General features: G+C 68.7%; 19 protein-coding genes. 7 read left to right on the top strand and 12 right to left on the bottom strand.

Going from position 1 to position 20,996, the window contains the following annotated elements; genetic code table 11:
* Positions 1 to 68 precede the first annotated feature (68 nt).
* The 4 genes from M2352_RS14885 to M2352_RS14870 form a co-directional block, all read right to left on the bottom strand.
* Positions 69 to 1,286 carry an acetate/propionate family kinase gene (locus M2352_RS14885; protein WP_406567270.1) on the bottom strand — a complete coding sequence of 406 codons (1,218 nt, stop codon included), beginning with the start codon at positions 1,284 to 1,286 and terminating at the stop codon, positions 69 to 71.
* Between the two features lie 18 nt (positions 1,287 to 1,304).
* Positions 1,305 to 2,747 (bottom strand): bifunctional enoyl-CoA hydratase/phosphate acetyltransferase, encoded by a 1,443-nt coding sequence (locus M2352_RS14880; RefSeq protein ID WP_264665258.1) that lies wholly within the window; start codon positions 2,745 to 2,747, stop codon positions 1,305 to 1,307.
* A 586-nt stretch (positions 2,748 to 3,333) separates the two neighbouring features.
* Positions 3,334 to 5,481 carry a PAS domain-containing sensor histidine kinase gene (locus M2352_RS14875; RefSeq protein ID WP_264665257.1) on the bottom strand — a complete coding sequence of 716 codons (2,148 nt, stop codon included), beginning with the start codon at positions 5,479 to 5,481 and terminating at the stop codon, positions 3,334 to 3,336.
* A gap of 255 nt (positions 5,482 to 5,736) precedes the next feature.
* Positions 5,737 to 7,098 carry a hybrid sensor histidine kinase/response regulator gene (locus tag M2352_RS14870; protein ID WP_264665256.1) on the bottom strand — a complete coding sequence of 454 codons (1,362 nt, stop codon included), beginning with the start codon at positions 7,096 to 7,098 and terminating at the stop codon, positions 5,737 to 5,739.
* Positions 7,099 to 7,255: 157 nt separating this feature from the next.
* Here M2352_RS14870 and M2352_RS14865 point away from each other — a divergent pair, with 157 nt between their 5' ends.
* Together M2352_RS14865 and M2352_RS14860 are read left to right on the top strand one after the other, a co-directional pair.
* Positions 7,256 to 7,774, top strand: coding sequence for an MmcB family DNA repair protein (locus M2352_RS14865; RefSeq protein ID WP_319802041.1), 519 nt, complete (start codon positions 7,256 to 7,258; stop codon positions 7,772 to 7,774).
* A gap of 22 nt (positions 7,775 to 7,796) precedes the next feature.
* A complete protein-coding gene (locus tag M2352_RS14860) occupies positions 7,797 to 8,936 on the top strand; it encodes a PAS domain-containing protein (RefSeq protein WP_264665255.1) in 1,140 nt (379 codons plus the stop codon).
* 16 nt (positions 8,937 to 8,952) lie between these two features.
* On the opposite strand, the gene leuC is transcribed toward M2352_RS14860, so the two are convergent.
* Entirely contained in the window at positions 8,953 to 10,359 is a 1,407-nt protein-coding gene (gene leuC / locus M2352_RS14855) for a 3-isopropylmalate dehydratase large subunit (RefSeq protein ID WP_264665254.1), read from the bottom strand.
* Between the two features lie 187 nt (positions 10,360 to 10,546).
* On the opposite strand from leuC, the gene M2352_RS14850 reads away from it, so the two are divergent.
* Positions 10,547 to 10,720: a hypothetical protein gene (locus M2352_RS14850; protein ID WP_264665253.1), complete on the top strand. Its 174-nt coding sequence runs from the start codon at positions 10,547 to 10,549 to the stop codon at positions 10,718 to 10,720.
* 127 nt (positions 10,721 to 10,847) lie between these two features.
* On the opposite strand, the gene secB is transcribed toward M2352_RS14850, so the two are convergent.
* Together secB and M2352_RS14840 are read right to left on the bottom strand one after the other, a co-directional pair.
* Positions 10,848 to 11,351: a protein-export chaperone SecB gene (gene secB, locus M2352_RS14845; protein ID WP_264665252.1), complete on the bottom strand. Its 504-nt coding sequence runs from the start codon at positions 11,349 to 11,351 to the stop codon at positions 10,848 to 10,850.
* 129 nt (positions 11,352 to 11,480) lie between these two features.
* Positions 11,481 to 12,521: an aldo/keto reductase gene (locus tag M2352_RS14840; RefSeq protein ID WP_264665251.1), complete on the bottom strand. Its 1,041-nt coding sequence runs from the start codon at positions 12,519 to 12,521 to the stop codon at positions 11,481 to 11,483.
* A gap of 202 nt (positions 12,522 to 12,723) precedes the next feature.
* Between M2352_RS14840 and M2352_RS14835 the strand changes: the two genes are divergently transcribed.
* The 3 genes from M2352_RS14835 to M2352_RS14825 all read left to right on the top strand — a co-directional run bounded on the left by M2352_RS14835 (position 12,724) and on the right by M2352_RS14825 (position 14,348).
* Positions 12,724 to 13,212 carry a YajQ family cyclic di-GMP-binding protein gene (locus M2352_RS14835; RefSeq protein WP_264665250.1) on the top strand — a complete coding sequence of 163 codons (489 nt, stop codon included), beginning with the start codon at positions 12,724 to 12,726 and terminating at the stop codon, positions 13,210 to 13,212.
* 160 nt (positions 13,213 to 13,372) lie between these two features.
* On the top strand, positions 13,373 to 13,789 hold the full coding sequence (locus M2352_RS14830; protein WP_264665249.1) for a hypothetical protein: 417 nt from the start codon (positions 13,373 to 13,375) through the stop codon (positions 13,787 to 13,789).
* Between the two features lie 109 nt (positions 13,790 to 13,898).
* On the top strand, positions 13,899 to 14,348 hold the full coding sequence (locus M2352_RS14825; RefSeq protein ID WP_264665248.1) for an Atg14 domain-containing protein: 450 nt from the start codon (positions 13,899 to 13,901) through the stop codon (positions 14,346 to 14,348).
* 37 nt (positions 14,349 to 14,385) lie between these two features.
* On the opposite strand, the gene M2352_RS14820 is transcribed toward M2352_RS14825, so the two are convergent.
* Both M2352_RS14820 and M2352_RS14815 read right to left on the bottom strand, forming a co-directional pair.
* Positions 14,386 to 16,434: a molybdopterin oxidoreductase family protein gene (locus tag M2352_RS14820; RefSeq protein ID WP_264665247.1), complete on the bottom strand. Its 2,049-nt coding sequence runs from the start codon at positions 16,432 to 16,434 to the stop codon at positions 14,386 to 14,388.
* 41 nt (positions 16,435 to 16,475) lie between these two features.
* Complete coding sequence (locus M2352_RS14815) at positions 16,476 to 17,393, bottom strand: LysR substrate-binding domain-containing protein (RefSeq protein WP_264665246.1); 918 nt, start codon at positions 17,391 to 17,393, stop codon at positions 16,476 to 16,478.
* Between the two features lie 109 nt (positions 17,394 to 17,502).
* On the opposite strand from M2352_RS14815, the gene M2352_RS14810 reads away from it, so the two are divergent.
* On the top strand, positions 17,503 to 17,880 hold the full coding sequence (locus M2352_RS14810; RefSeq protein ID WP_264665245.1) for a tautomerase family protein: 378 nt from the start codon (positions 17,503 to 17,505) through the stop codon (positions 17,878 to 17,880).
* Positions 17,881 to 17,959: 79 nt separating this feature from the next.
* On the opposite strand, the gene M2352_RS14805 is transcribed toward M2352_RS14810, so the two are convergent.
* The 3 genes from M2352_RS14805 to M2352_RS14795 form a co-directional block, all read right to left on the bottom strand.
* Entirely contained in the window at positions 17,960 to 19,243 is a 1,284-nt protein-coding gene (locus M2352_RS14805; protein WP_264665244.1) for a TRAP transporter large permease, read from the bottom strand.
* On the bottom strand, positions 19,240 to 19,827 hold the full coding sequence (locus tag M2352_RS14800; RefSeq protein WP_264665243.1) for a TRAP transporter small permease: 588 nt from the start codon (positions 19,825 to 19,827) through the stop codon (positions 19,240 to 19,242). Before M2352_RS14800 ends, M2352_RS14805 begins: the two co-directional genes overlap by 4 nt.
* A 149-nt stretch (positions 19,828 to 19,976) precedes the next feature.
* Positions 19,977 to 20,993: a TRAP transporter substrate-binding protein gene (locus M2352_RS14795; RefSeq protein ID WP_264665242.1), complete on the bottom strand. Its 1,017-nt coding sequence runs from the start codon at positions 20,991 to 20,993 to the stop codon at positions 19,977 to 19,979.
* Between the last annotated feature and the right edge of the window lie 3 nt (positions 20,994 to 20,996).

Below are 20,996 nucleotides of genomic sequence, written 5' to 3'. Positions count from 1 at the left end.
AAACACCGCCGCCCCGGCACAGGGGAGCACCGGGGCGGCGGAAACACGGGAGACGGCGGAGCCGCCGGTCAGACGCCGGCCAGGGCCAGCACCTTGCGGGTGTGCAGCGCGATCATCTGTTCCTCGTCGGTGGGGATGACCCACACCGGCAGGCGGCTGCCGTCGGCACTGATGCGGGTGGCGTTGGCGCCGTTGCGTTCGGCGTCGATGGACACCCCCAGCCACGCCAGCTTCTCGCCCACCCGCGCCCGGACGGGGGCGGAGCGTTCGCCGATGCCGGCGGTGAAGACGATGGCGTCAATCCCGCCCATGGACGAGGCCAGCGCCCCCGCTTCCTTGGCGACGCGGAAGCAGAACAGCTCCACCGCTTCCGCCGCATGGGGATCGGCGGAGTCCAGCAGGACGCGCATGTCGTTCGACACCCCCGACACGCCCAGCAGCCCCGACTTGTTGTAGAGCAGCTTTTCCAGGGCGTCGGCGTCCATGCCGCGGCTGCGCATCAGATAGATGAGCACGCCGGGGTCGATGCACCCCGTGCGGGTGCCCATGGGCAGCCCGTCCACGGCGGTGAAGCCCATGGTGCTGTCCACGCTCTTTCCCGCGTGGATGGCGCACATGCTGGCCCCGCTGCCCAGGTGGCAGACCACCACGCGGGCGTCGGCCAGCTCGGGGGCGATTTCCGGCAGGCGGCGGGCGATGTACTCGTACGACAGCCCGTGGAAGCCGTAGCGGCGGATGCCCGACTCGGTCATCTCCCGCGGCAGGGCGAAGGTCTGCGCCTGCCACGGCTGGCCGCGGTGGAACGCGGTGTCGAAACACGCGATCTGCGGCAGCTCCGGGTGCGCCTCGGCCAGGGCGCGGATGGCGGCCAGATTGTGCGGCTGGTGCAGCGGAGCCAGCGGCACCAGAGCCTCCAGCTCGTCCAGCACCGCGTCGGTGATCAGCACCGGCTGCGCGAAGCCCGATCCGCCGTGCACCACCCGGTGGCCGGCGGCCAGCAGGCGGGCGCCGTCCAGATGCTCCTCGATCCAGTCGAGCAGGAAGCTCAGGAGTGCGGTGCGGTCGGCCTTCTCCCCGGCGGTCCAGGTCTTGGCGCCGATGGGGGTCTTGTGGGTGTCCTTGGCCTCGAACGTGGGTTCGGTGCCGATGCCGCTGATCTGGCCGTTGATGACGGCGGTAACCCCGCCGTCGTCACGGGTGCGGAACACCGAGAACTTCAGGCTCGACGACCCGGCGTTGATGACCAGCAGCGCATCGCCGCCGGCGGACGGGGTGGGGGAAAGCATGTCCATGCCACACCCCCCTTATTCGGCGGCGGCGGCGGCGGCCCCGCGGCGGCGGGCGGCGGCGACCAGCGAGGCCACGGCGCACGACGCCAGACGGGTGCGCACATTGTCCGCACGGCTGGTCAGGATGATCGGAACCCGCGCGCCCAGCACGATGCCGGCGGCGTCCGCGTTGGCCAGGAACGAGAGCTGCTTGGCCAGCATGTTGCCGGCCTCCAGATCCGGGACCAGGAAGATGTCGGCCTGACCGGCCACGTCCGACACGATGCCCTTGGTGCGGGCCGCTTCGGCGCTGATGGCGTTGTCGAAGGCCAGCGGGCCGTCGAGGATGCCGCCCTTGATCTGGCCGCGGTCGGCCATTTTGCACAGGGCCGCCGCTTCGATGGTGGACGCGATCTTGGGGTTGATGGTCTCCACCGCCGACAGGATGGCGACGCGCGGCGTCTCCACCCCCAGCACCTTGGCGAGGTCGATGGCGTTCTGGACGATGAACACCTTGTCTTCCAGGGTGGGGTAGATGTTGATCGCGGCGTCGGTGATCAGCAGCGAGCGCGGGTACGTCGGCACGTTCATGACGAAGACGTGCGACAGGCGGCTGGACGTGCGCAGGCCGGTTTCCTTGCGCACCACCTCCGACATCAGCTCGTCGGTGTGCAGCGACCCCTTCATCACCGCTTCCGCCTCGCCCGTGCGGGCCAGCCGGACGCCGGTTTCGGCCGCGGCGTGGGAATGGGGCACGTTGACGATGCGGCAGCGGGACAGATCGAGGCCGAAGCCGTCGGCCAGCGAGCGGATCTTGGATTCCGGCCCCACCAGGATGGGGGCGATCAGGTTGGCTTCCGCCGCTTCCACCGCGCCCTTCAGCGAGCTTTCGTCGCACGGATGCACCACGGCGGTGGGCACCGGGGTCAGCCCCTCGCACTTCTTCAGCAGGGTTTCGTGCTTGTCGTGGCGGATCACCTGCACCTGGGGCAGTTCGGTGGCCTGGCGGCGCACCTTCTGCGAGGGCGCGATCACCTCGGCGGTGCCGGACACCACCTCCTTGCCGTCCTGGTTGGTGCAGGAGCAGTCGAACACCACGATGTTCTTGTCGGCGCGCTTTTCGCGGGCGGTGACGGTGACGGTGATGGTGTCGCCGATGCCCACCGGGCGCTTGAACCGCAGATCCTGGCCCAGATAGATGGTGCCGGGGCCGGGCAGTTTGGTGCCCAGCACGGCGGAGATCAGGCCGCCCGACCACATGCCGTGGCCGATCACCTTGTGGAACAGGCTATCGGCGGCATATTCCTCGTCCAGATGGGCGGGGTTGATGTCACCGGAGACCGTGGCGAACAGCTCGATGTCGGAAACGGTCAGGCGGCGCGCCGTGCTGGCCGACTGGCCGATTTCGATCTCATCGAAGGTGACGTTTTCGATCATCGCGGCAGAGCCGGTCTTGCCGACGTCGATAGCGGAGTCCATTACACGATGCTCCTCAAGGAAATGGGCGCCCCCGTCCAGCGGGGCGGGGCTGCTTGGTGGCCGGTTTCCGAACCCTTGCCGCCGTCCTTCCGCGCCTGTCACGGCCACGGGCGGAAGGGGGCGGGCGGCGGCGACCGGCCGGCCATGAGGCCGGTACATACCCTACCAACATGAAGCCGGTGTGACAGCCACCGGCGCCCGGCTTTTCGAACCCGATGGTGCGGCGCAATATCGCACCGCAGCGGCGGAAATGACCATGGGCGGGGCCGGATCATGGCCCATCCCAGCGGGTATGGCCGCCGTTGCACGGATATATGAGGAAGGGCGGACGCAATCGTCAAGCGGTGCCGGTGGCGGCGTTATGCCACCTCAACCGCTTTACCAATTGTCAACGTTCGCGGACAGGCCGAAAAAGCCGCCCGTTGTTCGCCTGTATTTCCAGAAATGGCCAAAACCACGACCTGGATGGGGTTTTGGTGTGCTGCCGGCTGTTCTTCTGGACATTACCATTCGATTGCGCCGGGGCGATCGTGCCCAAACGGGAGGCATCACCCCCGCGGCTCCCCCCGCCGGCACGGCCATGCGTTCAGTGCATTGCAGCAACGCAGTTGCGAAAGGAGGCGGCGGCCAGGGGAAGGGAGACGGAAAACACCGTGCCGCGCCCCACCACCGAGCGCACCGTCACCGGGTGGTCCAGCAGCAGCGACATGCGCCGCACGGTCGCCAGCCCCAGCCCCAGCCCGCGCGGCCCCTCGTCTTCCCCCCCGGCTCCGCCGCGGAAGAAATCCTCGAAGATGCGTTCGAGCTGGTCGGCGGGGATGCCGGGGCCGGTGTCGCACACCTGCACCACCAGCCGCCCGCCCTGACGGCGGCAGCCCAGCAGGATCCGCCCGGCCTGGGTGTAGCGCAGCGCGTTGACCAGCAGGTTGCGCAGCAGCCGCTCCAGAAGGACGGGATCGCTGTGCACCAGGGCGGAGGTGGGAACCATGCGCAGGATGAGCCCCTTGTCCACCGCCTGACCGGCGATTTCGGTCGCCAGCCGCTCGGCCAGGGATTGGAAGGCGAAGTCCTCCAGCCGCGGCTTGATGGTGCCGGCCTCCAGCGCGGTGGTGTCGAGCAGCGTGTTCAGCAGCGTGCTGCCGGCGTTCATGGCCTCCCCCAGCTTGGCGGCGGCATCGCGCTGGGCGGGGTCCTCCAGCCGGGCCATCAGGATGTGGTGGAACAGGTTCATTGCCTGGAACGGCTGGCGCAGGTCGTGGCTGGCCGCGGCCAGGAACCGGGTCTTGGCCTGATTGGCCTGCTGGGCTTCGGCGTGGGCGTCGGCCAGCGCGTCGCGCAGCAGGGCCGCTTCGGTCACGTCCACGGCGGCGCAGATGACGCCGGCGACGGTGCCGTCCGAATCGCGCAACGGTTCCACCACCAGATCGAACACGTGCTCGCTGCCCGGCTCTCCGGTGTCGGGGTCGCAGGGGATGGCCGTCACCTCCTGGCGGACGCCGATGCCGGTGTCGATGACCCCCTGCTTCAGGCGCCCCATGACCTGAGCGGAGGCGGGGGTGAACAGGTCGGCGTCCCCCCGGCCCAGGAAACGGTCGGGGGGGACCGGAATTTGCGGGTTGTAGATCCAGACATAGCGGAGCTGCCGGCTCTGGCTGAACACCGACACCTTGGAATGGCGCAGCGCCAGCCGGAACCGCTCCTCGCTTTCCCGCAGCATGCGGGCCATGGCGGCGCGGGCGCGGGCCTCGGTCTGGAGCATGGCGCGGGCGCGGGCTTCGCGGTGGACATGAACGGCCATGATCCCCGTCAGCAGCAGCCCGCCGGCCAGGAACCCCCACGCCACCGCCATGCCGCCGCCGAACGCCGACGGCGGCAGCGGGATCAGCACCATCTGCCACGTGACCGAACCGGCGGCCAGAGGCAGGGCGGTGGGCAAGGCCGCGGCCAGAACCGCGTCGGTGGCGGGCGCGAAAGGGGTGGGCCGTGGAACCCCCGGGCGCTCGGCCAGCCGCAGCAGTGCCCCATCGATCCGGCGTTCCACCAGATAAAGGTCGGCGTGGATCAGCGGCAACGTGTCCAGAACGTCGCTCAGCAGCCGTTCGATGCTGAAGACCGCCATCAGCACCCCATCGTACCCGGCGCACGGATTCGCCGCGTTGCCGATGCCGGGGGCGGTGGTTTGGGGCACCGGCATCATGATCACGAAATAGGACGGCGCCGGCAGCGACCCGGCGCTGACCGTCACCTGCCGCTGTTCGAGACACGCCCGCACGGCGGCGTCGGACAGGGCGGGATAGGCGCCGAGCCCGCCGCCGGGGTGCAGCCCGTCCAGCCCCGAGGCCCCGGATCGGTCCGGGTCGAGAAAGACGACCGCCGGGGGAGGCGCACCGGTTTCGGACGGCCCGGTGATTCGTAACCATCCCACCGTTTCCAGCGCCGGAAAGAACGGGCGGAGCCGGGTGGCGGCGGCGGCGAAATCCGCCTCCGTCACCGCCTCGACCCCGGTGAACCGCCCGTCCATGGCCTGCAGGAACAGGCTTTGCCCATGGACCCGCTCTTTCAATGCCTGATGGTATTGTGCGGCGGCGCGGTTGAATTGGGTTTCCAGACCGGTGGCGATGATGTGCTGAACCACCAGAAAGGTCAGAACCGACAGGATGGTGCCGGTGAGCACCAAGGCGGGCAGGGGAATCGTCCGGTGCGGGTCTCTCTCCCTACGATCACGCGCGGCCATGGCGGTTCCCGTCCTGTTTTCCCCCTCACTTATTTCTAATATATCAAGGGATAATCTTTCGTTTGAAAGGGAAAAATAGCAAAAGTGCGTTGAGTGGTGAGTCGCTGTGGCATGATAACTGTCCAAACGGCATAGGTTCTCCCGTGGGGACAAAGAAGCTCAAAGTTTTTTTGGATAAATATAAAAGGCTCCTTTGGAGTGGGGGAGGTGTCTGCTTTTTTGTTTTATATAATTTTCCCCCAAACCTGAACCAGCTTAGGTTGCTTCACGTTCCGTCCGCCGGCCCAGAAGATTGCCCAGTGCGGTGCGCAGCGCCAAAGGTGACACCGGCTTGTGCAACAGGGGGTAGCCCGACAGGCGTGCTTCCTTTAGCCGCACGGGATCGGTGTCGCCGGTCAGGATCAGGCCCGGAACCGTGCGGTCCAGGCTCTTGGCGATCTGGCGGATGGCGACGATGCCGTTGGCGGCCCCCTTCAGCCGCAGGTCGGCGATGATCAGTTCGGGGGGCGGGCCATCGGGGGCGATGCGGGTCATGGCATCGTCGAACGACTCAGCGCCCGTCACGGTGCAGCCCCATTCGCCCAGCAGCACCTGCAACGCCTCGCGCACCAGGGTGTCGTCCTCGATGATCAGAACATGGGTGTGGCTGATGTCGGGGGCGGGGGTGGCGGGCGGGGGGCGAAGGGGTGCGGCCTCCTCGCTGTCGGGAACGCGGCGGACCAGAACGCTGAACACGGTGCCGGATCCGGCGCGGGACTCCAGCGTCAGCCGGTGGCCCATGCGCCGGGCCAGCCCGCGGGCCAGCGTCAGCCCCAGGCCCAGAACCCGCGCGCCCTCGTCGGCGGCGGGCTGCTCCAGCGCCTGGCGCAGGCTGGACAGCGGACCGGGGGCCAGCCCGCGCCCGGTGTCCCACACGCCGATGGACAGCATGCCCCCCCGGCGGCGGCAGCCCAGCAACACCCGGCTCCGCCCGCCCTCCGTCCCGACGATGGAGCCGGCATGGGCCAGTGCGTTGGACAGCAACGCGTGCAGCAGCCGTTCCAGCAGCACGGGATCGGTTTCCACCATGACCGAGCAGGGCATGACCGAGAAGCGGGCGCGCCGCTCCTCGAACCGCGGGGCGAACTCCAGAGCCAGCCGGGTCAGGATGCCATTGACCGGGTGCGGGCCGATGTCGGGGTCGATCAGCCCCGCTTCCAGCCGTGCCAGATCCAGATGCCCGTCCACCATGGTCTTCATGGAATCGACGGCCAGCCCCATGGCGCGCATCACCTCCCGCGCGGCGGGGTCGCCGATGCGGCCGTCAAGCGCGCCCATCAGCAGCGACAGCGCCGCCAGCGGCTGGCGCAGGTCGTGGCTGGCCGCGGCGAACAGCCGGCTGCCGGCGGTGCCCGTCATGCTGGCGCCGGGCCCCAGCATGCGCACCAGCCCGCCGTCGGCCAGGGGGCGGTCCATGGCGGGGATCCCGGCCAGCAGCGGGTCGAGCGTGGCGCGGAACAGGCCGGGCGCCAGAACGCCCGTCAGGGCGGGCAGGGCGGACGCCGCCTCGTTCCACGCTGTCAGGCGCTGGCCGGCGTCGAACACCAGCAACCCCATCCCGTTCCCTGTCGTCTCCATGCTCCCTCCGGCCCGGCTGAGAACCCACCCGGCAGTTTAGCCCCAACGCACCGATGCCCCAACCGCCAAGCACGCAGCGCGCCGGATTCCGCAATGGACGGAACGGTGGGTGGGCGTGATAATATGTTCGTCGTCTGTTCCAATGGTTGCCGCCGCCATGCCCGGTTCCCCCGATCCCGTTCCGCCTGTCCCTGATACGCAGGACGAGGGGATATCCTGCCCGGACGGCGGGATGGCGTCGGGGGCGGCGGCGATCACCCGCGGAGTGCGGCGGGCGCTGGCCCAGCGGGGGTACGCCAGCGTCACGGAATTCCGCCTGAACGGCGGGCGGCGGGCCGATGTGATGGCGGTGGACGCCGATGGTGCGGTGGTGATCGTCGAGGTGAAAAGCTCGGTGGCCGATTTCCGCAGCGACCGCAAGTGGCCGGATTACCGTCCCTGGTGCGACCGTTTCTTCTTTGCGGTGGACGAGGCGTTTCCCGTGGATCTTATCCCCGCCGACTGTGGTTTGATGGTGGCGGATGCTTTCGGTGCCGCCGTGGTGCGGGAGGCACCGGAGGAGCGGCTGGCCGCCGCCCGGCGCAAGGCGCTGGTGCTGCGGGTGGCGCTGACCGCGGCGGCCCGCCTGCACCGCGCCGAAGACCCCGGCTTCACCGCCGATCAGGCCAGCGTTTAGAGTCCCGCGTTAGGAGAATGCCATGACCTCCCCGGACCTTTCCCGCACGCGCCGTCTGGCGCTGGCCTGTCTGGTGGCGGCGGCGGCGGCGCTGGTGTTCGTCGCCAACGGTCTGCTGTCGCGGATGGGCACGGTGGAAGGGGTGGTGCCGCTGGCGGCGGTGGCCGTGGGGCTGGGCGCCCTGTGGCTGGCCTTCAGCCGCCTGAACCGTCATTTCCGCGCCCTGGCCGACGCCGCGGAGTCCTCCCGCCCGTCCGAGTCCCACCGCGGCGGCGAAGGGCGCTGGCCGGCGATTGCCGCTGCGCTCGACCAGCCGGTGCTGGTGGTGAGCGAGGGTGGGCGGGTGGCCGATGCCAACCCCGCCGCCCTGCGGCTCCTGGGGGAGGGGGCGGCGCCGGGGCGTCCCGTGGGCGGGGTGCTGGACCGGGCGGCGCTGCTGCGCGCCGTCGAGCGCGCCCGCGGGGCCGGTGGCATGATCACCACCACCCTGCCGACGGCGGGGGGCGGCGAACAGCCGGTGCGGGTGGCCGATCAGGGGCTGGGGGCCGGGGTGGCGCTGGTCTTCCCCGTGCCGCCCCCGGTGGCGGACGGGGAAGACGCGCCGCCGGTGCTGCCGCCGTTCCCCGTGCGCGCCATGCTGGACGAGGCGCTGGCCACCGCGCCCATGGCGGCGCTGCGGGTGGTGACGGACCCCGACGGCGGGCGGGTGCTGGCCATGGGCACGGTGCGGCTGTCGGGGGCGCGGCTGTTCCGCACCCTGTCGCTGGACGTGCTGGTCAATCCGGGCGTGGCGCCGGCCGCGGCGGTGGCTGGGGTGACCCCCGCCATGGTGGCGGGCGAACGGCTGTTCCCCCTGGCGTGGCCGGTGATCCACGACAGCCTGCACCACGCGGTGGTGGCCGGCTATGGGGTGGAGGAGGCGCTGGGCGTCCTGGCCGCCGAACTGGCCCGCGCCGGCCTGCCGCCGCTGGAGCCGCTGGCCCGGCTGGACCTGGGCCATCTGGCGGCGGCCCTGGGGCTGGACGCCGCCCCGCCGGACGGCCATCTGGCCCAGCCGGTGGGAGAGGCGGCGTCGTTGCTGCTGCAGGCCGCCATGAAAAACGGCGCCGCCACGGTGGGCGACGCCGTTCGTCTGGCCGAAACGGCCCCCACCGCCGGGTAGGGGCCGTTCCGCAACGTCAGTGCAGGTCGCGCACGTCGGTCAGGTGGCCGGTGATGGCGGCGGCGGCGGCCATGGCCGGGCTGACCAGATGGGTGCGCCCGCCGCGGCCCTGGCGGCCTTCGAAGTTGCGGTTCGAGGTGCTGGCGCTGCGCTCGCCGGGGGCGAGCTGGTCGGCGTTCATGGCCAGGCACATGGAACAGCCCGGTTCGCGCCATTCGAAGCCGGCTTCGAGGAAGACCTTGTCCAGACCCTCTTCCTCCGCCTGTTCCTTCACCAGGCCCGAGCCGGGGACGACCAGGGCGCGCACGCCCGCGGCCACCTTGCGGCCCTTGGCGACGTCGGCGGCGGCGCGCAGGTCTTCGATGCGGCCGTTGGTGCAGGAACCGATGAACACCGTGTCGATCTTGATGCTGTTCAGCGGTTGGCCGGGGGTCAGGCCCATGTAGTCCAGCGAACGGGCGACGGCGGCGCGCTTGCCGGCATCGGCCACGTCGGCGGGGTTCGGCACCACGGCGGTGATGGGCAGCACGTCTTCGGGGCTGGTGCCCCAGGTGACCTGCGGCACGATGTCGGCGGCGTTCAGGACCACGGTGGTGTCATAGACCGCACCCTCGTCCGACGGCAGCGTCTTCCAATAGGCCACGGCCTGTTCCCAGGCACCGGCCTTGGGCGCCAGCGGGCGGCCCTTGACATACGCGAAGGTCTTTTCGTCGGGCGCGATCAGGCCGGCGCGCGCACCGCCCTCGATCGCCATGTTGCAGACGGTCATGCGGCCTTCCATGGTCAGGCCGCGGATGGCGTCGCCGGCGAATTCGATCACGTGGCCGGTGCCGCCGGCGGTGCCGATCTTGCCGATGATGGCCAGCACGATGTCCTTGGCGGTCACGCCGGGGGACAGCTCGCCGTCCACGCGGACCAGCATGTTCTTGGCCGGCTTCTGCAGCAGGGTCTGGGTGGCGAGCACGTGCTCCACCTCCGACGTGCCGATGCCGAAGGCCAGCGCGCCGAAGGCGCCGTGGGTGGCGGTGTGGCTGTCGCCGCACACGATGGTGGCGCCGGGCAGGGTGAAGCCCTGTTCCGGCCCGACGATGTGCACCACACCCTGGCGGATGTCATCCATGGGGAAATAGCGCACGCCGAAATCGCGGGCGTTCTTGTCCAGGGTTTCGACCTGGATGCGGCTTTCCTCGTTCTCGATGCCCTTGGAGCGGTCGGTGGTGGGGACGTTGTGGTCCGGCACCGCCAGGGTGGCTTCGGGGCGGCGGACGGAACGGCCGGCCATGCGCAGGCCCTCGAACGCCTGGGGGCTCGTCACTTCGTGGACGAGGTGGCGGTCGATGTAAAGGATGCAGGTGCCGTCTTCCTGGCGGTGGACGACGTGGCTGTCCCAAATCTTGTCGAAGAGCGTGCGCGGCTTGGACATGGTGATCTCTCTTGCGGGCGGCGGGCCGGGTCCGGTACCCAATGCAGGAAATGACAGGGGTGTTAGCCCGATGGCGGGCACAATACCCATGTGTCATGGTCCCGACAAGAACAGCATGTGTCCCATACCGCACATGGGAGGCACGCTTTGTTCGGCTGCCGCGCCGTGTTTGTGGAGGAAAAGTACCGTGAGCGACGCCAAGACCGCCTGTGACCGCTGCGGCGCCCGCATCCCCGCCGATGAACCGGAGTGCCCGCGCTGCCGGTCCATCCGCGCCACCAACCGCGTGATCCTGGCCGCGGTCATCGCACTGGGCATCCTGGCCATCGGCGGATGGTTCGTGGCCGTGCTGTTCATGTGATCCCCATCCGGTCATGTGATCCCCATCCGGTCATGTGATCCCCATCCGGGGAACCCACGGCCGGCAACAAAAACGGCGGCCCGGTCGGGGCCGCCGTTTCCGCAAAGGAACCGGATGGCGCGCCGGATCAGAACGGCGGCTGCTGGGGCTGTTCGCCCTGCGGGGTCTGGGCCTCGGCCAGCTTGCGGCGGTAGAGGTCGGTGAAGTCGATGGGGTTGATCATCAGCGGCGGATAGCCGCCGTCGCGGGTGGCGTCGGCCACGATGGAGCGCGCGAACGGGAACAGCAGCCGCGAGCCTTCGATGAACAGCACCGCGTGCTGGTGTTCCTCGGGCACGCCGACGAGCTGGAACAGGCCGCCGTAGCTGAGATCCACCAGGAACTGGGTGTTCTCGCCCGCCTTGGCCTCGGCCCGCAGGTTCAGCATGACCTCGAACACCTCTTCGCCGACGGCGCGCACGCCCACGTCAACGCCGATGCCCACCTGCGGCTGCACCTCGCTGGGGAGCAGGCTCTGGGGGGCGTTCGGGTTCTCGAACGAGAAGTCCTTCACGTACTGGACGAGAACGTTGATGGGCAGGGCGTTGGCGCCGCCCTGCTGATCCTGGCCGTTGGCCGCCTGATCGGACATGGGATGACTCCTGGCCGCGGGTGCGGCCGTGGTTGGACGATAGGGATTCCGGTGCGAGTGGCTATCACGGATCACCCCCGTCCGACAACAGCCCGCATCCGTCTGCGGTTTCTCCCTCCCATCCCCACCTTACCGTCCCGGGGGCGGGGCCAGCGCCTGGGCCATGGGCTGGTCGATCAGCCGGTCGCAGAACCAGTTGGGGTAGACCGGGGGCAGGGCGGTCGCGGCGTCCAGGTCGGCCACCTCCTCCTCGCTCAGCGCCACGTCCACGGCGGCGAGGTTGTCTTCCAGCTGGTGCAGCTTGCTGGCCCCGACCAGAATGCTGGTGACCGCCGGCTTGGCCAGCAGCCATCCCAGTGCCGCCTGGGCCACCGTGATGTCGCGCAACGCTGCGATGGTGCGCAGCTTTTCCAGCACGCGGAAACCGTGCTCCTTGTCGAAGGGCAGGATGTCGAAGCCGGAGATGCGGTTGGCCGGGTCGTCCAGCGTCTTGCGCGTGTACTTGCCGCTGAGGAAGCCGGAGGCCAGCGGGCTCCACACCGTCAGCCCCAGCCCGTAGCGGCGCATCATCGGCACCACGTCCCGCTCCACGTCGCGGCCCAGCAGGGAATAATGCATCTGCCCGTGGGTGAAGGGGGCCAGGCCGCGGGCCTTCTGGATCTCCAGGGCGGCGGATACCTTCCACGCCGGCCAGTTGGAAAAACCCAGGTAACGCACCTTTCCCGCCCGGACCACGGCGTCCAGCGCCTCCAGCGTTTCGTCCAGCGGCGTGAAGGGGTCTTCCTTGTGGGCGATGTAGACGTCGATCCAGCCGGTGCCCAGCCGTTTCAGGCTCTGGTCCACCGACCACAGGATGTGGCGGCGCGACAGCCCGGCCTGGGCCAGCGCCGGGCCGGTGCGGAACCCCACCTTGGTGGCGATGACCACCTCGTCCCGCCGGCCCTTCAGCGCGCGGCCCAGCAGCGTTTCGGACTCGCCCCCGGCATAGGCGTCGGCGGTGTCGAAGAAGTTGATTCCCGCCTCCAGCGCGCGGCCCACCAGCTCGTCGGCCAGCTCCGCCCCCACCTTGTAGACCGTGCCCAGATCCTGATTGCCGTTGGTGAAGGTCATGGCGCCGAAGGCAAGCCGCGACACGGCAAGGCCGGTGTTGCCCAATGTCTGATACTGCATTCCGCCGGTTCCTTATGCGAAAGGGTGGCAACGCTGATGATTAACTCTGCCACGGAAACGCGGCGGTTTCTGCCTGCCAGAAGATCTAGATCCCCGCCATGCGGCTCTGCCCCTGGACGGCGGGGGCGGCGGTGGTTTAACGTCCGGGCCGATCCGTCTTTTTGCGCATTCAAGAACCGCCCAAGCTTCGGGAGCCGCCGCCATGCCGTCCTTCGACATTGTTTCCAAGACCGACATCCACGAGGTGGACAACGCCCTGGCCGGCATGCGGCGGGAGATGGAGCAGCGCTTCGACTTCAAGGGCACCAAGGGCACGGTGGAGCGCGACGGCAACACCATCACCATCCTGGCCGACGACGAGCCGCGCCTGGGCCAGATGCACGACCTGCTGCGCACCTACGTCACCCGCCGCAAGCTGGAGATCGGCTTCTTCGACTTCTCCGCGAAGCCGGAGCGGGCCGGCGGCGACATGGTCCGCCACGCGGTGACCGTGCGCGAGGGCATCGCCCAGGATCTCGCCAAGCAGATCGTCAAGTCGATCAAGGATGCCAAGATGAAGGTGCAGGTCGCCATCCAGGGCGACGAACTGCGCGTGTCGGGCAAGAAGCGCGACGACCTGCAGGCCGCCATCGCGCACGTGCGGGGGATGAAACTGGAGCAGCCCTTGCAGTATATGAACTTCCGCGACTGACGGCGGCAGAAACTGCCTGCGGGATCCGGCAATTCTTGCCGGGTGCTGCGGGCAGGATTGACCGGCCCTGCTGAGGTGGGCCTTGAAATCATTCATCTTTATCGGCGGCATGTTTCTTGCGTAAGGCTTTGGTGCGTTCCATAACCGATGGGGTGTGGCCGTGTCCGCCCTGACCAATGCCGAGATCTCCCGCGTTTCCAACCTGCGCCTTGACGGTGTTCAGGACCGGAAAAACGCAGCCGGAGCACAGGAGCGGGTCGCCGCGGCGGAAAGCTTCGGCGCGCTGTTGCAGATGGTGAGCAGCAGCACCGGCGGCTCATCCAATGCGCAAGATTCCTTGGACGCGGCTTCGGCTTCCCAGCCGGTGGATCGCCCGGTGTCGGCGGGCATGGCCTCCCTCATCGCTCAGGGCGGGCTGGACAGCCTGACCGGCGGGCAGGGTGGCGACGATCAGACGGCGGCCGGATTCGGTGCCGCGACCGCTGCGGGAACCACCGGCAGCGACACCGTGACCTTGGCCCCCAACGCCGATTTCCGTTGGATGGCGACCCTGATTGCCGCCCAGGAACAGGCGTGATGAAAGTTGTGCATGCCAGGATATTCATCGGCTCCCGGTAGTGCCGGTCTTGTTGACAAGTGTGTGCAGTGGGTTCATCTTTCCCTCATCGGACGAGGGACGAGGCCGCATGGACGCCGAGTTGAAAAACGTTCTGACCCTTCTGGTCGGTAAGATCGACGACCTCCGCACGGATATGGCGGAGGTGAAGGCTGACGTCGCTGAGCTTAAGGCTGACGTCGCAATTCTTAAGGCTGACGTCGCGATTCTCAAGACTGACGTGGCGGTGCTTAAGACCGACGTTGCCGGGCTGAAAGCTGACGTGGCTGAATTGAAGGCCGATGTTGCCGTTCTCAAGACGGATGTCGAGGCCCTCAAACGCGGCCAGGACGAGCTTCGCACCGATGTCGAGGCCCTCAAACGCGGCCAGGATGAGCTTCGTGCCGATGTCGCCGCCTTGCAGTACGGGCAGGATGAGTTGCGGCGGGTGACCGGCGCCAATCACTTCAAGGTGATGGGCCGCATTTCCCAGGTGGACGAGCGGGTGGACCGGCTGATCGCCGGGAAGCCGGCGGCCTGAACGGGGCCGCCGGGCCTTTCATCCCTGCCGGGTGGCGTCAGGCCGCCCGCACCCACACCGCCGTGTCGTGGAACCCGACACCGCCCGCGGGCGGCACCGAAACGGCGGAGGTCAGGGTGTTGATGCCTACCCCGTCAACAAAGGCCGCGTCGGGCCACAGCCCTTCCACGATCACCACGCCCCGCTGAACCCCGGCAAAGGGCCGGGCGTGTACCGACACCACCCCCTGGCCGTTGCCCAGCCGCACCAGCGTGCCGTCGGCGATGCCCAGGCCGGCACAGTCGTCGGGGTGGAGCAGGGCGGTGGGACGCCCCTCGCGCTTTTGCGAGGTGGGGGTTTCGTTGAAGCTGGTGTTGAGGAACTGCCGCGCCGGGGCGGTGACCAGCCGGAACGGATGGTCGGTGTCTGCCGGGCGTCCCGGTTCCATATGGTCGGGCAGGGGCGGCAGCCCGCCCAGCGGTCCCAGCGCCGCCCAGTCGGGGGCGAAGCGGAACCGCCCGTCGGGCCACGGGAACCCCTTGAGGAAGTGGGAGGTCTCGAAGTCCGGCTGGGCGTCGTACCAGCGGGCGGCGTGCAGCGTTTCCGCATCCGGCAGGTTGGAGACACGCAGCATGGCGTCGATGATTTCCCACGCGCTCATGGCGAAGCCGGGGTGCTCAGCCCCCACCCGCCGAGCCAGTTCGTGGATGACCCACAGGTTCTCCCGCGCCGCGCCGGGGGCGTCCACCACCTTCCGCCCGATCTGGATGTGCATCTGCCCGCCGCCGCGGTAGATGTCGTCGTGCTCCAGGAACATGGTGGCTGGCAGGACCAGATCGGCCAACTGCGCAGTTTCGGTCATCACCTGTTCATGCACGGCGACGAACAGGTCATCGCGCATCAGCCCGCGGCGCACCAGCGCCTGTTCCGGGCAGATGGCGGCGGGGTTGGTGTTCTGCACCAGCATGGCCATGACCGGCGGGCCGCCGGCCAGGGCGGCGGGGTCGCCGGTCAGCACCCGCCCGATGAGGGCCTGGTCCATGCCGCGGATGCTGCGGTCCAGCCGGTCCAGCCCCTCGGCCAGGGTGCGGTCGAGGGTGAAGATGCCGCTGGAGCAATAGAGTGCGCCGCCGCCCCGCTGCTGCCACGCGCCGGTGATCACCGGCAGGCACGACACCGCGTGCATCTGCGCCGCCCCGTTGTGGGTGCGGGTGAAGCCGTAGCCCAGCCGCAGATAGCTGCGCGGGGTGGTGCCGTAGAGCCGGGCGAAGCCGACGATCTCATCGACGCTCAGGCCGGTGATGGCGGCGGCCCATTCCGGTGTGCGGCTTTCCAGATGGGCTTCCAGTGCCGTGGTGTCCTGGGCGTAGCGGGCGAGGTAGGCGCGGTCGGCCATCCCCTCCTTGAACAGCACATGCATGACCGCACAGGCCAGCGCCCCGTCGGTGCCGGGCCGCAGCATCAGGTGCCGGTCCGACACCTCGGCGGTGCCGTTGCGGTAGGGGTCGATGGTGACCAGTTTGGCCCCGCGGGCCTTGCGGGCGCGGGCCACGTGGGTCATCACGTTGACCTGGGTCGCCACCGGGTTGCCGCCCCAGTTGACGATCAGGTCGCTGTCGGCCATCTCGCGCGGGTCGGCACCGCGGATGTCGCCGTACCCGGCCATCCAGCCCATGTTGGCCGGCGTGTCGCAGACGGTGCTGATCTGGCGGGAATAGCCCTTGGCGTGGCGCAGCCGCTGGATCGCCCCCCGCTGCACCAGCCCCATGGTGCCGGCGTAGTAATAGGGCCACACCGCTTCGGCCCCGTACCGCCGTTCCGCCGTGTTGAAGGCGTCGGCGATGCGGTCCAGCGCCTCGTCCCACGCGATGGGGGTCCACTGGCCGCTGCCTTTGGGGCCGGTGCGCAGCAGGGGGCGGGTGATGCGGTTGGGGTTGTGCAGCCGCTCGGCATAGCGGCTGACCTTGGCGCAGATCACGCCGGCGGTGTAGCTGTTGTCGGCGGCCCCGCGCACCTTGCCGATGCGGTCCGGGGCCAGCCGTTCCACCTCCAGCGCGCAGGTGGACGGACAATCGTGGGGACAGACGGTCGAAACGTAGGTGCTCACCGGGTGCGCTCACGGGGTAGGGAGGGGGACCGCAGCCTACCTCAGTTCCCATCCCCGCGGGGAGAGCGGGCGGAAGAGGGGGTGCCATGCACCGCTCCATACAGACTGTCTTCCCCCGTCACCGCCTCGCACAGGAGGACGCGCAGCCGGGCGGCGGCGGGCGTGTCGCCGTCTGCCGCCGCGGCCAGGGCCAGCGGCATGGGCGGCAACGGCGGCAGCCCGGCCGCCACCGGGGCCACCCCGGCGGGTGCCCCGTCTGCCGCCCGCGGCGTCACGCCCAGCCCGGCCTGGGCCGCCGCCCACAGCCCCGACAGGCTGGGGCTGGTCACTGCCACGCGCCAGGGAATGCCGGCCCGGTCCAGCGCCGCCACCGCCGCGGCGCGGAAGGCACAGGGCTGCTCGATCACCAGCAGCGGCAGCGGCCCGTCCGGCGGCACCCACCCGTCGGCGGCCAGCCACGCCACCGGCGGGCGGCCCAGCGGCTGGGCATGGGGCAGGGCGGCGGCCTCCCCCCACAGCAGCGCCAGATCCAGGGTGCCGCTCTCCAGGCCGCGCACCAGGGCCGGGCCGCGGTCGATGGCGACCTCGATGCGCACGGCGGGGTGGGTGCGGGCGAAACGGCCCAGGACCGCGGGCAGCCGGCGCTCGGCGAAATCCTGCACCAGCCCCAGCCGCACCGTCCCCGCCACCGCCGCCCCGTCCAGGGCGGCCAGCGCGTCGTCGTTCAGCGCCAGGATGCGGCGGGCATAGGACAGCAGTGTTTCCCCCGCCGGGGTCAGGGCCAGCCCGCGGCCCTGGCGGCGGAACAAGGTGTGGCCGGTCTGCTCCTCCAGCTTGCGGAGCTGGAGGCTGACCGCCGCCTGCGACCGGCCCACGCGCTGGGCGGCCTGGGCGAAACTGCCCCCATCCATGCCGAGGACGAAGGTGCGCAGCACATCCATGTCGAGATTGCGGAGCATCGGGCCATCGTTCCGTTTTTCCAAATCATAGGTTCGGAACTTCAAAATTTTCAAAAGAATTGTCCGGGCCTAGGCTTCGCTCATCCCACACCCGCAGAGAGAGACCACCATGCCCTATGTCCACCTGACCATTGCCGGTCCCGCCCCCACCGACGCGGCCCGCCGCCGCCTTGCCGCCGGCCTGACCCGGCTGATGGCCGAAGTGCTGGGCAAAGACCCGGCCCTGACCGCCGTGCGGGTGGAAACGGCGGAAACCGGCCTGTGGACCGTCGGCGGGACACCCGTGTCCCCCGCGGCACACCTGGAGGCGACGGTGACCGCCGGCACCAACAGCGCGGCGGACAAGGCCCGCTTCATCGCCCAAGCCATGGAACTGCTGAAGGAGGAGGCCGGCCCCGGTCTGCCGCTGGCCACCTATGGCGTGGTGCGCGAGATTGCCGCCGATAGCTGGGGCTACGACGGCCGGACCCAGGCGGCCCGCCGTTGAACGGAAACCAAACGGAAAACGGCGGGGAGTTGTCTCCCCGCCGTCCATTCCGTCCCGCAACCCGGAAACAAGAGTGCCGTTACATCATGCCCAGCATGCGCGGCAGCCACAGCGAGATGGCCGGGATGTAGGTCACCATCACCAGGAACACCAGCATGGTCAGCAGCCACGGCCACACCGCAATGGTCAGTTCGGTGATGCCCATCTTGGTGATGCCGCTGGCGACATAGAGATTGAGGCCCACCGGCGGGTGGCACATGCCCACCTCCATGTTCACCACGATCAGGATGCCGAAATGCACGGGGTCGATGCCCAGCGACATGGCGACCGGGAACAGGATGGGCGCCATGATCAGCACGATCGACGACGGCTCCATCACGTTGCCGGCCAGCAGCAGCAGGACGTTGACCACCAGCAGGAACACCCACGGGCTGAGGTGCTGGCCCAAAATCCAGCTCGCCATCGCCTGCGGGATGTTCTCCGACGTCATCAGGAACGAGAACAGGACCGCGTTGGTGATGATGTACAGCAGCATCGCCGACATGCTGGCGCTGTCCAGCAGCACCTTGGGCACGCGGCTCAGGGGCATGTCCTTGTAGATGAACACCGCGACGATGAAGGCGTAGACCGCACTCATGGCCGCCGCTTCCGTCGGCGTGAACACGCCGGTGTAGATGCCGCCGATCACGATGACGATCAGCATCAGCCCCCAGATGCTCTCGCGCAGCGCGCTCAGCCGCCGGGCCAGGCTGGCCTTTTCCATGCGGGGATAGTTGTTCTTCCACGCGCGGTACCAGGTGGTCAGCCCCAGCAGGGCCGCCAGCATCAGGCCGGGGATGACGCCCGCCATGAAGAGCTGGCCCACCGAGGTGTTGGTGGACACCGAATACATCACCATCACGATGGACGGCGGGATCAGGATGCCCAGCGCGCCCGAGGTGGTGATGACGCCCGCGCCGAATCGGCTGGGGAAGCCCTGCGCCACCATGGCCGGCAGGATGATCGAGCCGATGGCGACCACCGTCGCCGGGCTGGACCCCGACACCGCCGCGAACAGGGCGCAGGCCATGACGCCGGCCAGCCCCAGCCCGCCGTACCAATGCCCGACCATGCTCGAGGCGAAGTTGATCATCCGCCGCGCCACGCCGCCGTGGGTCAGGAAGTTGCCGGCCAGGATGAAGAACGGGATCGCCATGATCTCGAACTTCTCGATGCCGGTGAACAGCTTCAGGGCCACCGATTCGATGGGCACCTGGGTCATGGTGAACAGGAAGGTCAGAACCGTGAGGCCGAGCGAAATGGAGATCGGCATCCCGGTCAGCATCAGGGCCAGCAGAAGCCCGAAGATGATGGCGGCGCTCACGACGGGCCTCCTTCCTTGGCGGCCTGGATCGGGTCGATGCCGTCCACCGGCTCGATCCCGTCCACATGGGCATGGTCATGGGACGGCAGATGGCCGGTGCGGATGAAGGTCCAGCACACCTGAAGGAAGCGGAAGCACATCAGGTACGACCCCAGCGGGATGGCCAGATAGACGATCCAGCTCGGCCATTCCAGGTCGGGGGTGGTCTGCTCGAATTCCGACAGGTGCCAGACGAAATTGGCGCCCAGCGTGCCGACCACGCCGGTGAACACCGCGCCGGCCAGCAGGCCGAACACGATGAACTTGTTGCGCAGACGGGTTTCCATCCGGTTGATGAGCACGTCCACGCCCACGTGGATGCCGGTGCGCACGCCGTACGCGGCGCCGAACTTCGCCATCCAGATGAACATGAAGATGCACAGCTCCTGCGCCCAGGCGAAGTTCCAGTGCAGGATGTAGTCTTGGATCACCGGGATGCCGGAGGCGTAGCGGTGCACCACCGCGACGAAGATGATGATCGTCGCCGCCGCCATCAGCGTTGCGATGATCATCTCCTCCAGCCGGTCGAGGAGTTTCAGGAACATGGTGTCTCCGGGGAACGGGGGGCTTTCCGGCGGTGCTCCGGGCGGGGGAAGCACGGGGATGATCCCGCGGGCGTGCCGCGGGATCCGTGGCCGGAAGCCATGGGGGCGGCGGGAAAGCGCCGCCCCGGACGGTTCAGGCTGTCAGCACGTCACTGCATCTTGAAGCCGGCGGCCTCGGCTTCCTTGTAGACCGCTTCGATGATGTCCTTGCCCACGCGGGATTCCACTTCCTTGTGGACCGGCAGCAGGGCCTTGCGCCACGCTTCCAGCTCTTCCTTGGTGGGGGTGTGGAACTGGGTCTTGCCCGAAGCGGCCATCTGGGCCAGGGCGGTGTCGTTCTCGGTCTGGGCGATGTCGTTGGCGTAGACGGTCGCTTCCTGCATCGCGGCTTCGAGCTGGCCGCGGACGTCGGCGGGCAGCCCGTCCCAGAACTTCTTGTTCACGATGACCGCATAGCCCAGATAGCCGTGGTTGGTCAGCGTGCCGTGCTTCTGCACCTCGTGCATCTTCTGGGTGTACATGTTGGACGGCGGGTTTTCGGTGCCGTCAACGACGCCGGTCTGCAGCGCCTGATACACTTCAGAGAAGGCCATCACCTGCGGCAGCGCGTTCAGCGCGCGCATCTGGGCGTCCAGCACCTTCGACGACTGGATGCGCATCTTCAGGCCCTTGACGTCCTCGGGCTTCAGCAGCGGCTTGTTGGCGCTCAGGATCTTGAAGCCGTTGTCCCAGTACGCGAGCCCGGTGATGCCCTTGGACTCCAGCTTCTGGAACAGCTTCTTGCCCACGGGGCCGGTGGTCACGCGGACCAGCACGTCCTTGGACGGGAAGATGTAGGGAAGGTCGAAGACCTCGAATTCCTTCGCACCCAGCGGGCCGAACTTGGCCAGCGACGGGGCCAGCATCTGAACGGCGCCCAACTGGAGCGCTTCCAGCTCTTCCTTGTCCTTGTAGAGCTGGCTGTTGGGGTACACCTCGACCTTGACCTTGCCACCGGTCTTGGCTTCAGCCAGTTCCTTGAACTTCTCCGCACCCTTGCCCTTGGGCGTGTCGGGGGCGACGACGTGGCTGAACTTGATGACGATGGGGTCTTGTGCGAGAGCCACGGCACTGGTCATCAGGCAGCCGGCGGCGATCACGGCGCCCAGCAGCTTGGACAGTTTCATGGG

The organism is Azospirillum fermentarium (genome assembly GCF_025961205.1).
Taxonomy (GTDB): Bacteria; Pseudomonadota; Alphaproteobacteria; order Azospirillales; family Azospirillaceae; genus Azospirillum; species Azospirillum fermentarium.
Note: the sequence above shows the minus strand (reverse complement) of the source record. Positions and strands in the feature narration are given on the sequence as shown.